Annotated in this window: 12 protein-coding genes; 8 read left to right on the top strand and 4 right to left on the bottom strand. The window is 60.1% G+C overall.

Annotated elements, in window-relative coordinates:
* Positions 1–69: 69 nt before the first annotated feature.
* From dnaQ to EJA71_RS18040, 3 genes are all read right to left on the bottom strand, one after another.
* On the bottom strand, positions 70–828 hold the full coding sequence (dnaQ, locus tag EJA71_RS18030; RefSeq protein WP_158958971.1) for a DNA polymerase III subunit epsilon: 759 nt from the start codon (positions 826–828) through the stop codon (positions 70–72).
* Between the two features lie 110 nt (positions 829–938).
* On the bottom strand, positions 939–1409 hold the full coding sequence (rnhA, locus tag EJA71_RS18035; RefSeq protein ID WP_123441684.1) for a ribonuclease HI: 471 nt from the start codon (positions 1407–1409) through the stop codon (positions 939–941).
* Positions 1410–1501: 92 nt separating this feature from the next.
* Positions 1502–2260, bottom strand: coding sequence for a class I SAM-dependent methyltransferase (locus EJA71_RS18040; RefSeq protein ID WP_158958973.1), 759 nt, complete (start codon positions 2258–2260; stop codon positions 1502–1504).
* A 66-nt stretch (positions 2261–2326) separates the two neighbouring features.
* Here EJA71_RS18040 and gloB point away from each other — a divergent pair, with 66 nt between their 5' ends.
* From gloB to fabI, 8 genes are all read left to right on the top strand, one after another.
* A complete protein-coding gene (gene gloB, locus EJA71_RS18045; RefSeq protein ID WP_158958975.1) occupies positions 2327–3094 on the top strand; it encodes a hydroxyacylglutathione hydrolase in 768 nt (255 codons plus the stop codon).
* A 99-nt stretch (positions 3095–3193) separates the two neighbouring features.
* A complete protein-coding gene (locus EJA71_RS18050) occupies positions 3194–4657 on the top strand; it encodes a transglycosylase SLT domain-containing protein (protein ID WP_158958976.1) in 1464 nt (487 codons plus the stop codon).
* A gap of 175 nt (positions 4658–4832) precedes the next feature.
* Positions 4833–6665: an extracellular solute-binding protein gene (locus EJA71_RS18055; protein WP_158958978.1), complete on the top strand. Its 1833-nt coding sequence runs from the start codon at positions 4833–4835 to the stop codon at positions 6663–6665.
* Positions 6662–8503 carry an extracellular solute-binding protein gene (locus EJA71_RS18060; RefSeq protein ID WP_158958980.1) on the top strand — a complete coding sequence of 614 codons (1842 nt, stop codon included), beginning with the start codon at positions 6662–6664 and terminating at the stop codon, positions 8501–8503. Before EJA71_RS18055 ends, EJA71_RS18060 begins: the two co-directional genes overlap by 4 nt.
* A 4-nt stretch (positions 8504–8507) precedes the next feature.
* Entirely contained in the window at positions 8508–9581 is a 1074-nt protein-coding gene (locus EJA71_RS18065) for a microcin C ABC transporter permease YejB (RefSeq protein WP_016987121.1), read from the top strand.
* Between the two features lies 1 nt (position 9582).
* A complete protein-coding gene (locus EJA71_RS18070) occupies positions 9583–10602 on the top strand; it encodes an ABC transporter permease (protein WP_158958982.1) in 1020 nt (339 codons plus the stop codon).
* A gap of 1 nt (position 10603) precedes the next feature.
* Entirely contained in the window at positions 10604–12214 is a 1611-nt protein-coding gene (locus EJA71_RS18075) for an ABC transporter ATP-binding protein (protein WP_158958984.1), read from the top strand.
* A gap of 19 nt (positions 12215–12233) precedes the next feature.
* Complete coding sequence (gene fabI, locus EJA71_RS18080) at positions 12234–13028, top strand: enoyl-ACP reductase FabI (protein WP_007910591.1); 795 nt, start codon at positions 12234–12236, stop codon at positions 13026–13028.
* A gap of 247 nt (positions 13029–13275) precedes the next feature.
* On the opposite strand, the gene EJA71_RS18085 is transcribed toward fabI, so the two are convergent.
* Positions 13276–14241 (bottom strand): sensor domain-containing diguanylate cyclase, encoded by a 966-nt coding sequence (locus tag EJA71_RS18085; protein ID WP_158958986.1) that lies wholly within the window; start codon positions 14239–14241, stop codon positions 13276–13278.
* Positions 14242–14260: the final 19 nt, after the last annotated feature.

Below are 14260 nucleotides of genomic sequence, written 5' to 3' on the forward strand. Positions count from 1 at the left end.
CCTGCGGCAGCTCCTACATTGGAATGCAATCCCCTGTAGGAGCTGCCGCAGGCTGCGATCTTTTGATCTTCAGGCTTGGGCGTCGGCTTCGGCAATCTGCGTCCACAACGCCGGGCCGCCCGCCGATTTGGCAATAATTTCCAGCCGCACCAGATGCGCCGCCAACTCATCCTCAGTCGCACGAATGATCCGCGCAGGCTGGCGATCCGCCGGCAAGCGGCGAATCTCGGTGGCCGAGTTGTCCGCGCCATCGCCCGTGCCATTACCGTCAGAGGCATTGCCAGCCAGCGACAGGCTGGTCTGGCCACCGGTCATGGTCAGGTAGACGTCGGCGAGAATCTCCGAGTCGAGCAAGGCCCCGTGCAGTTCACGGCCAGAGTTGTCGACGCCGTAGCGTTTGCACAAGGCATCGAGGCTGTTGCGCTGACCCGGGTGACGTTCCCGAGCCATCATCAGGGTGTCGAGGATCGAGCAATGCTGGGTGATGTCAGCACGATCCTGCTGGCCCATCAGCGCGAATTCGTTGTTGATGAAGCCAACGTCGAACGCCGCGTTATGGATGATCAGCTGTGCGCCCTTGATGAACTCGAAGAACTCATCAGCGACTTCGTTGAAACGCGGCTTGCCCACGAGGAATTCGTTGGTGATGCCGTGAACGCCAATCGCGCCCTCATCACTCTCGCGATCCGGTTGCAGGTAAACGTGAAAATGCCGGCCCGTCAGGCGCCGACCGATCAGTTCGACACAGCCGATTTCAATGATCCGGTGACCATCGGTCACCGGCATGCCGGTGGTTTCGGTATCGAGTACAACGGATCTGGTGGCCATCAGTGCTCAGCTCTCAACGGGTCGATCTTGCAAAAAACGCGGATGTTAACACGCTCGGCGGGGTGTTTCAGTCAGACCGCGAATGGCCGCACCACGGTTCAGAAGCGAAATCAGCTCTGCTTGTAACCGCGCACTTCATCTACCCCACGGTTAGCCAACTGGTCAGCCCGCTCGTTACCGTGATGGCCAATGTGCCCGCGCACCCATTTCCAGGTGACTTTGTGGCGATTGACCTGCTCGTCCAGCTCTTTCCACAGGTCGGCGTTTTTCACCGGTTCTTTCGCCGCTGTTTTCCAGCCGCGCTTCTTCCAGTTGGCCATCCACTCGTTGATGCCCTTCATCACGTATTGCGAGTCGGTCACCAGCAGCACGTCGCACGGACGTTTCAAGGCTTCGAGGCCACGAATGGCGCCGAGCAGTTCCATGCGGTTGTTGGTGGTGTTGGCTTCGCCGCCCCACAGTTCCTTTTCAACGCCCTTGCATACCAGCAAGGCGCCCCAGCCGCCCGGGCCGGGGTTGCCTTTGCAGGCGCCGTCAGTGAACAGTTCTACGGTGTCGACGCTTTCAACGCTTTCGCTCATGCCACTCTATCCAGAATTGATGTTCGCCCCACCGATCACGGATCGACAATGGCCGAGGCCGGAGCAAGTCCGGCCACATATAAAAAGAAGGTTTACGGTTCGATGCGGCGGCGATTGACCTTGGCCATCGGCAGAGGAATCAGCTTGCCCATCGGCTCGCGGCGCTCCTGGCGCAAAGGCCTGAGGCCGACCACGATCTTGCGCGCAACCAATAAATAGAAGCCGCCGCCCGACAGTTGCCAGTCACCGGCCTTGCGTTCCCAGCCGGCCAGACGGGCCTGCCACTTGGGCGACGCGAGCGGCGGACGATAGCACCCGAAGCGGCGTTTCTCCAGCGCAAAGCCCAGCAGATTGAGCCAGTCGGCGACCCGCGACGGCGAGATGCAACGCGCCTGACGCAACGCGTCGTGGGCGAACACATGACGCAGTCCCCAGGTACTCCATGGATTGATGCCGACGATCAGCAAATGCCCGCCAGGCCGCACGCTGCTCGCCGCTTCACGCAGCAAACCGTGGGGCGACAGGCAGAAATCCAGACCGTGCTGCATCACCACCACGTCCGCCGCATGCTCGCTCAGCGGCCAGGCTTGCTCTTCGCAGACGATCTCGACCCCCGGCAGCGGCGCACCCAGACGCACATTGCGCTGCACCTGAGGCGCTGACGGTGGGGTTTGCGCCGACGGCCCGTAATGCACCAGATAGCCACCAAAGAACCGGCCCAACTCGTCGTCGAGCATGCGCCGCTCTTCATCCAGCAGAAATTGCCCGAGCGGCCCCGACAGCCATTCACGGGCGGCGCTGATCAACGCCAGCCAGTCCGGATCAGCCTGAGCGAACGCTTTATCGGTCATGTCATTCTCCAACGCGCCAGGAACTACTAAGATGCGCCAATGTTTTCCGCTTGGCGAATTCCGACGATGATACAGATCAGTGCCCTGCCCGCGTTCACCGACAACTACATCTGGTTGTTACAGGATCACCGTACCCAACGTTGCGCGGTGGTCGATCCGGGCGATGCCGCGCCTGTGCTGGCATGGCTTGAAGCCCATCCTGGCTGGGTGTTGAGCGATATCCTGATCACCCACCATCACCATGATCACGTCGGCGGCGTCGAGCGCCTGAAAGCGGCGAGCGGTGCAAAAGTCTATGGGCCAGCCAGCGAAAGCATCCCGGCGCGCGACGTAGCGCTCAAGGACAACGACAGTGTCAGCGTGCTCGGCTGGGACTTCGCTGTCTATGCGGTGCCCGGTCACACCCTTGGGCACATTGCCTATTACCACCACGGTCTGCTGTTCTGCGGCGACACGCTGTTCGCCGCTGGCTGTGGCCGACTGTTCGAAGGCACGCCGGAGCAGATGTATCACTCGCTCAGTCGTCTGGCCGCTTTGCCGGAAGACACGCTGGTCTACTGCACCCACGAATACACCCTGAGCAATCTGAAGTTTGCCGCTGCCGTCGAACCGGGCAACCCGAATGTCACCGCCCGTCTGGAAAAAGTCACCCAGCAACGGCAAAACGGTGTCATGACCCTGCCGTCGACCATTGCCCTGGAAAAGCTCACAAATCCGTTTTTGCGTACCGCTGAAACATTAGTTACACAAAAAGTGGACGAACGGGCAGGCGCTCAAAACCGGGCGCCGAGTGAGGTTTTTGCGGCTCTGCGGGCTTGGAAAGATAAGTTCTAAGCCCCCCTCTGCTTGGTACAAAAATTCTGAATGGTTGACCTCGGGGGGTGCGCTTTCTAGAATCGCCCGACATTTTTGCCCGGAACTTACTTCCAGCCAATGTCGTCATCCATACGTAAGTCCGTCAATTCAGACGCATTGACCCGCCTGGCGCAAGCCATCGCGGTGGCTGTGTCCGCCACGCTGGCGGGCTGTTCCAGCCATGCTCCGCAGACTGAAGCGACCCATACGCCGAACATTGCTGCGCGAGCCAAGCAGAAGCCGATCTGGCTGACCGAGAAGCCCAGCCCACAGGTTCCCCAGGATATCTGGGAGCGCATGCGCCAGGGCTTCCAGTTGCAGGAAGGCCTCGGCGTGAACCCGCGCATCGAGCAGCAGCGCCTGTGGTTCGCCAGCAATCCCTCTTTCCTCGAGAACGCCGGCGAACGCGGCAGTCTCTATATTCACTACATCGTCGAACGCCTCGAAGAACGCAACATGCCGCTGGAACTGGCCCTGCTGCCAGTGATTGAAAGCGCCTACAACCCGATGGCCTATTCCCGGGCCGATGCTGTCGGCCTGTGGCAATTCATTCCTTCCACCGGGCGTTACTTCAACCTGCGTCAGACCCGCTTCTACGATGGCCGTCGCGACATCACCGCTTCGACCACCGCAGCAATGGATTACCTGACCCGCTTGCACGACATGTTCAACGGTGACTGGCTGCTGGCTCTGGCGGCGTACAACGCCGGTGAAGGCACGGTCAGCCGCGCCATCGAACGCAACGAAAAGCTTGGCCTGCCTACCGACTACTGGAACCTGCCGCTGCCGGCGGAAACCCAGGCGTACGTGCCGAAACTGCTGGCATTGTCACAAGTGGTGCTGGCGCCAGAGGCCTACGGGGTCAACCTCAACCCGATCGCCAACGAACCGTACTTCCAGGTCGTCGAAATCAACCAGCGCATGGACCTGTCCAAGGTTGCCGCGGTGGCCAACATCGACGAAGACGAACTGTTCCAGCTCAACCCGGCGTTCAAGCAACGCACCACCATCGACGGCCCTCAGCATTTGCTGGTGCCAACGTCGAAGGCGCAATTGCTGACTGCCAGTCTGCAGACCATGCGCCCTGACGAGTTGATCAGCCCGCGTTCGCTGAAACCGGTGTTTGAAGGTGCTGATCCAACCCAGGTCGCGCAGCTCAAGCGCGCCTATCGCGTCAAGCGTGGCGATAACCTCGGCTCCATCGCCAAGGCCAACAAGGTCGAAGTGAAGGATCTGCAGCGCTGGAACAAGCTGACCGGCAAGAACCTCAAGATCGGCCAGACCCTGGTGATGCAGGACAACACCAAGCGCAGCCCGGCACGCAAGTCCGGTCGGGTCAACACGGTGGTGGCGGCCAACAGCAAGACCAAAGGCAAGAGCGACAGCGAGCAGCAGACCCAGTACAAGGTCAAACGCGGCGACACGCTGTACGTTGTGGCCAAGCGATTCAACGTCGAGATGCAACATCTCAAGCGCTGGAATCCGGGTGCGGGCAAGGCATTGAAGCCGGGGCAGATGCTCACGGTTTACCAGCCGCACTGATTGTAAAATCAAAAGATCGCAGCCTGCGGCAGCTCCTACATCGATCACTGTAGGAGCTGCCGCAGGCGGCGATCTTTTTTTTGCATTAACACAGCATTAACCCGCATCTTTTTCCTGTCCAGACAAGCTGTTACTGTACGGCCCACAAAGCCCAAGCCGCTGGATCGGATCTGACTTGAAGCGTGCCCTCCTCCTGCTCCTGATCAGCCTGGCCTTGAGCTCAACCGCAAGCGCGACGATTACCGAAAGTCACGGTTATGCGCAGTTCGGCACGCTCAAGTACCCGGCCAGATTTACCCACTTCGACTGGGTCAACCCGCAAGCGCCCAAGGGCGGTACGTTGCGGGTGATGGCGTTCGGCACCTTCGATACGGTCAACCCGTACACTTTCAAGGGCACCAGCCCGGTTTCTACCGGTAATTTCCTCCAGTACGGCATCAACGAGCTGAACGAGCCGCTGATGGTCGGCACCGGCCAATATTCGCCATCGGGCGATGAACCAGCGTCCAGCTACGGCTTGATCGCGCAATCGGTGGAGTACAGCGAAGATCGCAGCTGGGTCGTCTTCAATCTGCGCCCGGAAGCGCGTTTCCACGATGGCACGCCGATTACCGCCTATGACGTGGCGTTCTCCTATCGAACGCTGCTCAAGGACGGTCATCCGCTGTACCGCACCGCGCTGCAAGAAGTGCTGCGGGTCGACATCCTCAACAAGCAGCGGATTCGCTTTGTGCTCAAGCGCTCGGGCAATCCGCTGTTGATCCTGCGCCTCGGTGAACTGCCTGTACTGCCGCAGCATTACTGGAAAGACCGCGACTTCAAGGCCACCACTTTCGAGCCGCCGCTGGGCAGCGGGCCGTACCGCATCACTTCGGTGACGCCGGGCCGGCAATTGATCTTCGAACGGGTCAAGGATTACTGGGGCAAGGACCTTGCGGTCAATCGCGGCAAGTACAACTTCGATCGCATGGAAGTCGAGTTTTACCGTGACAGCGATGTCGCCTTCGAAGCGTTCAAGGCCGGCGAGTTCGACATCTACATCGAGCATCAGGCGAAGAACTGGGCCAACGGCTACAACTTCCCGGCCGTTCGCCGTGGCGACGTGATCAAGGCGCAGATCCCGCATCAGATCCCGACCCAGAGTCAGGGCCTGTTCATGAACACCCGCCGCGCCACGTTTTCTGACGTGAAAACCCGCGAAGCACTGGGCCTGATGTTCGACTTCGAGTGGACCAACCGGGCGCTGTTCAGCGACGCCTACAAGCGCAGCACCAGTTACTACCCCAACAGTGAATTCAGCGCGAGCGGCCTGCCAGTCGGCCATGAATGGCTGATGCTCAAGCCGTATAAAGAGCAACTCCCGGCCAAGCTGTTCACAGAGCCGTTTACCCTGCCGCAAACCGACGGTCGCGGCATTCCGCGAGAAACCCTGCGCAAGGCCCTGGCCCTGCTCGCCGAAGCCGGCTGGAAGCTCAACGGTCAGCGCCTGCAAAACGCCAATGGCCAACCGTTGAGTCTGGAGCTGTTGCTGGTCAACCCGAATCTGGAACGCATCCTCCAGCCGTACATCGAGAACCTCAACAGCATCGGCATCGACGCGCGCCTGCGCACGGTCGATCGTGCGCAGTACAAACAACGCCTCGATCAGTTCGATTTCGACATGATCCTGATGACGCTCAACCAGACCCTCAGCCCTGGCCTTGAGCAGTGGCAGTACTTCCACTCCAGCCAGGTCAAAATCAAGGGCAGCAAGAATTACGCGGGCATCGCCAACCCGGTGGTCGATCACTTGCTTGAACAATTGCTCGCCGCGCGCACCCGCGATGAACAGGTCGCCGCCGGCAAGGCCCTCGACCGCGTACTGCTCTGGCAGCACTACAGCATTCCCAACTGGTACCTCAATTATCACCGTCTGGCCTACCGCAACCGGTTGGCCTTCGTCACCACGCCGCCCTACACCCTGGGTTTGAGCGCGTGGTGGCTGAAGTCTTCGGAGAAAGATCGATGAACCCTATCCGCACCCTGCTCGTCCAGGCCGGCGGCTTGCTGTTCGCCGGGCTGGCCTTTGCCGCCCCGCAACACGCCGTGACCCTGTACAACGAGCCGCCGAAATACCCGGCCGATTTCAAGCAATTCGATTACGTGAACCCCGACGCGCCGAAGGGCGGGATCTTCCGTCAGGCCGGGTTCGGTGGCTTCGACAGCCTCAACCCGTTTATCAGCAAAGGCGTGCCAGCCGATGACATCGGGCAGATCTACGACACCCTGACCAAACACAGCCTTGACGAGCCGTTCACCGAATACGGCCTGATCGCCGGGAAAATCGAAAAGGCCCCGGACAACAGCTGGGTGCGCTTCTACCTGCGTCCCGAAGCACGCTTCCACGACGGCCACCCGGTGCGTGCCGACGACGTGGTGTTCAGCTTCAACACGCTGACCAAGGAAGGCTCGCCGATGTTTCGCGGCTACTACAGCGACGTGTCCGAAGTGATCGCCGAAGACCCGCTGAAAGTGCTGTTCAAGTTCAAACACAGCAACAACCGCGAGTTGCCGCTGATCCTCGGCCAATTACCGGTGCTGCCGAAACACTGGTGGGCCGATCGCGACTTCAACAAGGGCAATCTGGAAATTCCACTGGGCAGCGGCCCGTACAAAGTCGCCGAAGTGAAGGCCGGGCGTTCGGTGCGTTACGAGCGGGTCAAGGATTATTGGGGCAAGGACTTGCCGGTCAACCGTGGCTTCTACAATTTCGACACGATGACCACCGATTACTACCGCGACAACACCGTCGCCCTCGAAGCGCTGAAGGCCGGTCAGTTCGATTACTGGCTGGAGATGACCGCGAAAAACTGGGCCAACGCCTATAACATTCCGGCGGTCACCGAGGGTCGCCTGATCAAGGAACAGATCGCCAACAGCAACCCGACCGGCATGCAGGGCTTCGTCTTCAACCTGCGCCGCCCGGTGTTCCAGGACGTGCGCGTGCGTCAGGCGCTCGGTCTGTTGTTCGATTTCGAATGGACCAACAAGCAATTGTTCAACGGTGCCTATTTCCGTACTCGCAGCTATTTCGAGAACTCGGAAATGGCCGCCACCGGCCTGCCCGATGCCGATCAGCGGGCGATCCTCGAGCCGTTCCGCAGCAAGTTGCCGGCGCAAGTGTTCAGTGAAGCGTTCGAGAATCCGAAAACCGACGCCAGCGGCATGATCCGCACCCAGCAACGCGAGGCCTATCAACTGCTGCAAGAGGCTGGCTGGAAGATCGTCGACGACAAAATGGTCGACGCCACCGGCAAACCGGTGGTCATCGAATTCCTCCTCGCGCAGACCGAATTCGAACGGGTTCTGCTGCCGTTCAAGCGCAACCTCAGCGACCTCGGCATTGATCTGGTGATCCGCCGCGTCGACGTCTCGCAATACATCAACCGCGTGCGTTCGCGGGATTTCGACATGATGGTCGGCAGCTTCCCGCAGTCCAACTCACCGGGTAACGAGCAGCGCGAATACTGGATGAGCGCCGCTGCCGACAAGGCTAGCAGCCGCAACACCATGGGTCTGAAGGATCCGATCGTCGATCAACTGGTGGAAAACCTGATCAACGCTGATTCGCGGATAAGCCTGGTGGCTCATGCGCGAGCACTGGATCGCGTGCTGCAATGGGGCTTCTACGTGGTGCCCAACTGGCACATCAAGACCTGGCGCGTGGCTTACTGGAATCACATCGGTCATCCGAAGGTCTCACCCAAGTATGACATCGGCATCAACACCTGGTGGGTCAAGCCTGACGCGAAACCGGCGGTAGAAGTCGAAACCAAACTGCAAGCCGACCCTGCGGGCACGGAGTAATCAGATGCTGGCGTATATTTTTCGGCGACTGCTGCTGATCATCCCGACCCTGTTCGGCATTCTGCTGATCAACTTCGTGATCATTCAGGCCGCGCCCGGTGGCCCGGTGGAACAGATGATCGCCAAGCTCGAAGGATTCGAAGGCGCCACCAGCCGGATTGCCGGCGGCGGTGCCGAAGTGTCGGTGGCCGGCTCGTCGTATCGCGGCGCGCAAGGTCTGGACCCGGCGCTGATCAAGGAAATCGAGCACATGTACGGGTTCGACAAATCGGCCCCGGAACGTCTGTGGATCATGGTCAAGAACTACGCGACCCTGGATTTCGGCGACAGTTTTTTCCGCGACGCCAAGGTTATCGACCTGATCAAGGAAAAGATGCCGGTGTCGATCTCGCTGGGGCTATGGAGCACGCTGATCATGTACCTGGTGTCGATCCCGCTGGGGATCGCCAAGGCCACGCGACACGGCAGCCACTTCGACGTCTGGACCAGTTCGGCGATCATCGTCGGTTATGCAATTCCGGCGTTCCTCTTTGCGATCCTGCTGATCGTGGTGTTTGCCGGCGGCAGTTACCTCGACTGGTTCCCGTTGCGCGGGCTGACTTCGAACAACTTCGATGAGCTGAGTTTCGGCGGCAAGATCCTCGATTACTTCTGGCACTTGGCGCTGCCAGTGACGGCGCTGGTGATCGGCAACTTCGCGACCATGACCCTGCTGACCAAAAACAGCTTCCTCGACGAAATCAACAAACAGTACGTGGTCACCGCCAAGGCCAAAGGCCTGACCCGTCATCGCGTGCTCTACGGCCACGTGTTCCGCAACGCCATGCTGCTGGTGATTGCCGGTTTCCCGTCGGCGTTCATCGGCATCTTCTTCACCGGCTCCTTGCTGGTGGAAGTGATCTTCTCCCTCGATGGTTTGGGCCTGATGAGTTTCGAAGCGGCGATCAACCGCGATTACCCGGTGGTATTCGGCACCCTGTTCATCTTCACTCTGCTCGGGCTGGTGGTGAAACTGATCGGCGACCTCACCTACACCCTGGTCGATCCGCGCATCGACTTCGAAAGCCGGGAGCATTGAGATGAACCTGTCCCCTCTCAACCGCCGCCGCTTCGAACTGTTCAAGGCCAACAAGCGTGGCTGGTGGTCGCTGTGGCTGTTTCTGATCCTGTTCGGCCTGAGCCTCGGCGCCGAGTTGATCGCCAACGACAAGCCGCTGGTGGTGCATTACGACAACAGCTGGTATTTCCCGGCGATCAAGCGTTACCCGGAAACCGCCTTCGGCGGCGAATTCCCGCTGGAAGCCAACTACAAGAGCCCGTACATCCGCGAACTGCTCAAGGCCAAGGATGCCTGGGTGTTGTGGGCGCCGATCCCCTACAGCTACCAAAGCATCAACTACGACCTGAAAGTCCCGGCGCCGGCGCCACCGTCGGCGGACAACCTGCTGGGCACCGACGATCAGGGGCGTGATGTGCTGGCGCGGGTGATTTACGGTTTCCGTATTTCGGTGCTGTTTGCACTGACGCTGACCGTTTTGAGTTCGATCATCGGCGTGATTGCCGGCGCCCTTCAGGGATTCTATGGCGGCTGGGTCGATCTGGCCGGGCAGCGTTTTCTGGAAATCTGGTCGGGGCTGCCAGTGCTGTATCTGCTGATCATCCTTGCCAGTTTCGTTCAGCCGAATTTCTGGTGGCTGCTGGGGATCATGCTGCTGTTCTCGTGGATGAGCCTGGTCGACGTGGTGCGCGCCGAGTTCCTCCGTGGCCGCAACCTCGAGTACGTACGTGCCGCTAGGGCGCTGGGCATGCAGAACGGCGCAATCATGTTCCGTCATATTCTGCCCAACGCGATGGTCTCGACCATGACGTTCATGCCGTTCATCCTCACCGGCGCCATCGGCACCCTCACCGCCCTGGACTTCCTCGGTTTCGGCTTGCCGGCCGGCAGTCCGTCGCTGGGTGAACTGGTCGCCCAAGGCAAATCCAACCTGCAAGCGCCGTGGCTGGGCATGAGCGCGTTTGCCGTGTTGGCGTTGATGTTGAGTTTGCTGGTGTTTATCGGCGAGTCCGCTCGCGATGCCTTCGACCCGAGGAAGTGAAATGAATCAGGACAATCTGATCGAAGTGCGCGACCTCGCCGTCGAATTCGGTTTCGGCGAGCGCGTGCACCGGGTCGTGGAAGGCGTGAGTTTCGACATCAAGCGTGGCGAAACCCTCGCGCTGGTGGGCGAATCCGGCTCGGGCAAATCGGTGACTGCGCACTCGATCCTGCGCCTGCTGCCCTACCCGATGGCCCGTCATCCGGCCGGCAGTATCAATTACGCCGGGCAAAACCTGCTGGGCCTGAGCGAAAAAACCATTCGGCACATTCGCGGCAATCGCATCGCGATGATCTTTCAGGAGCCCATGACTTCGCTGAACCCACTGCACTCGATCGAGAAGCAGATCAACGAAGTCCTCGGCATTCACAAGGGCCTGACCGGCAAAGTCGCGACCAAACGCACGCTGGAACTGCTGGAGATGGTCGGCATCCCCGAGCCGCACAAGCGCCTCAAGGCCCTGCCCCACGAATTGTCCGGCGGCCAACGCCAGCGGGTGATGATCGCCATGGCCCTGGCCAACGAGCCGGAACTGCTGATTGCCGACGAGCCAACCACGGCGCTGGACGTGACCGTTCAGCTGAAAATCCTCGATTTGCTCAAGCAATTGCAGGCCAGATTGGGCATGTCGCTGTTACTGATCAGTCACGATTTGAACCTGGTGCGAAGAATTGCGCATCGCGTATGTGTCATGCAGCGCGGTTGCATCGTCGAACAGGCATCGTGCGCAGAGCTGTTCCGTTCGCCGCAGCATCCGTACACTCGGGAATTGCTCGGCGCGGAGCCCAGCGGAGGCCCGGCGACCAATAAAATCGGGCCGCCGCTGCTTGAAGTCGAGGACCTGAAAGTCTGGTTCCCGATCAAGAAAGGCCTGCTCAAACGCACGGTGGATCACGTCAAGGCAGTGGACGGCATCAATTTCAGCCTACCTCAGGGTCAGACTCTGGGGATTGTGGGAGAAAGCGGTTCCGGCAAATCCACGCTGGGTCTGGCGATTTTGCGGCTGATCGGCAGCAAAGGCGCGATCCGCTTTGAAGGCAAGCAGCTAGACTGCCTGACGCAGAACGAGGTTCGCCCGTTGCGGCGGGAGATGCAGGTGGTGTTTCAGGACCCGTTTGGCAGCCTGAGCCCGCGCATGTGTGTCAGTGACATCGTTGGCGAAGGCCTGCGGATTCACAGGATGGGCACCGCCGAGGAACAAGAGGCGGCGATTATTGCGGCATTGAAGGAGGTAGGTCTGGATCCGGAAACCCGGCACCGCTACCCCCACGAATTTTCCGGTGGGCAACGGCAACGAATCGCCATTGCCCGGGCCTTGGTGCTGAAACCGGCGCTGATCCTGCTGGACGAGCCGACGTCGGCGCTCGACCGGACAGTGCAGCGGCAAGTGGTGGAGCTGTTGCGTTCACTGCAAGCCAAGTACAACCTGACGTATTTGTTTATCAGCCATGACCTGGCTGTCGTCAAAGCGCTGAGCCACCAGTTGATGGTGGTCAAGCATGGCCAAGTGGTCGAACAGGGAGACGCGCAAAGTATTTTTGCCGCCCCCCAACATCCGTATACACAGCAGTTGCTGGAAGCCGCTTTTTTGGCACCAGCCACTGCGCAATAACCTGAAAGAGGAGCAACACATGGGTTTTCTCGCCGGTAAGCGCGTACTGATCGTCGGTGTCGCCAGCAAGCTGTCCATCGCATCCGGCATCGCTGCCGCCATGCATCGCGAGGGCGCTGAGCTTGCCTTCACTTATCAGAACGACAAACTGAAAGGTCGTGTTGAAGAATTCGCCCAAGGCTGGGGTTCGAGCCCTGAGCTGTGCTTCCCGTGCGACGTGGCCAGCGATGAAGAAATCGCCAAGGTCTTCGAAGCACTGAGCAAGAAGTGGGACGGCCTGGACTGCATCGTCCACTCCGTTGGTTTCGCCCCGGGCGACCAACTGGACGGCGACTTCACCGAAGCCACCACCCGTGACGGTTTCCGCATCGCTCACGACATCAGCGCCTACAGCTTCGTGGCCCTGGCCAAAGCTGGCCGCGAAATGATGAAAGGCCGCAACGGCAGCCTGCTGACCCTGTCGTACTTGGGCGCCGAGCGCACCATGCCGAACTACAACGTCATGGGCATGGCCAAGGCTTCGCTGGAAGCTGGCGTGCGTTACCTGGCCGGCTCCCTGGGCCCGGACGGCACCCGCGTCAACTGCGTATCGGCTGGCCCGATCCGTACCCTGGCAGCCTCGGGCATCAAGAACTTCCGGAAAATGCTGGCCGCCAACGAAGCGCAAACTCCACTGCGTCGCAACGTCACCATCGACGAAGTCGGCAACGCCGGCGCCTTCCTGTGCTCCGACCTGGCGTCGGGCATCAGCGGCGAAATCATGTACGTCGACGGCGGCTTCAACACCACCGCCATGGGCAACATCGAAGAGTGATCTTCGCTTAGCCAATAAAAAACCCGCCGATCTGGCGGGTTTTTTTATGCCCCAAATTCCCGCAACACCCCAAATCCCCTTGTAGGAGTGAGCCTGCTCGCGATGGCGGTGGGTCAGCCGATGACGATGTTGAATGTGCGGACGCCATCGCTGGCAAGCCAGCTCCCAAAAGTTTCTCGGGTGTTCACAAAATCCCGGTTCACTGCAGATCCCTGTGGGAGCTGGCTTGCCAGCGATGGGGCCCGAATCAACAGCGCTTCAGGGCCTGCTTGTGCGCATACATCGCGCCATCCGCGTCGGCGAGCAGGCGATCCACGGTTTCGTGGCGTTTGCCGTCGTATTCAATCTGGCCAACACTGAAGCGAATCGCATAACCCCGGTGCAACGTGGCATTGCGCTCTTCGAGAATCTCCTTGAGCCGCGCCATGATCCTCGTGGTTTCAATGTGGCTCGAGCCGGTCAGCAGCGCGACGAACTCATCCCCGCCCAGACGCCCGACCACATCACTCTCGCGAAAGGCAATGCGCAGCACATCGGCGAAAGTCTTCAGTGCACTGTCGCCCTCGGCATGCCCGTAGAGATCGTTGATCTGCTTGAAGTCATTGAGATCGAAAAACAGCTGCGTCGCCGGCCGCTCAAGGCGTGCGCAGGCGTCCAGTGCATGTTGGGCCAGTTGCTTGAAGCCGCGCCGGTTGGACAGCAACGTCAACTCGTCCATGCTCGCCATCTGCACGGCGGTCAGCTCTTGCTCGGCCATTTCCGCCAGATCACGCAACAGCGCGCGTTCTTCATCGTCGAGCTGACGGGGCTTGGTGTCGATCAGGCACAGCGTGCCCATTTTGTTGCCGTTCGGCACAGTCAGCGGGTAACCGGCGTAGAAGCGAATGTTCGGATGGCCGGTGACCAGCGGATTGTCATGAAAGCGCACATCTTCGCGGGCATCCGGCACCAGCAGCAGTTCGTTCTGCAGGATCGCGTGGCCGCAGAACGAAATATCCCTCGACGTTTCCGTGGCATCAAGGCCCACGCACGACTTGAACCACTGGCGATTGGCGTCAACCAGCGTCACCAGTGCAATGGGCACATTGAACAGACGCTTGGCCAGCCGCGTCAGTCGGTCGAAACGCTCCTCCGGCGCCGAGTCGAGAAGGTCGAGGCCGTGCAGCACCTGAATTCGCGCAGCTTCATTGGCGGGTTTTCCTGGAACCAGCATTCGCACACTCCGTTGTCAT

The sequence above is a fragment of the Pseudomonas sp. PB106 genome, from assembly GCF_009764645.1.
GTDB lineage: Bacteria > Pseudomonadota > Gammaproteobacteria > Pseudomonadales > Pseudomonadaceae > Aquipseudomonas.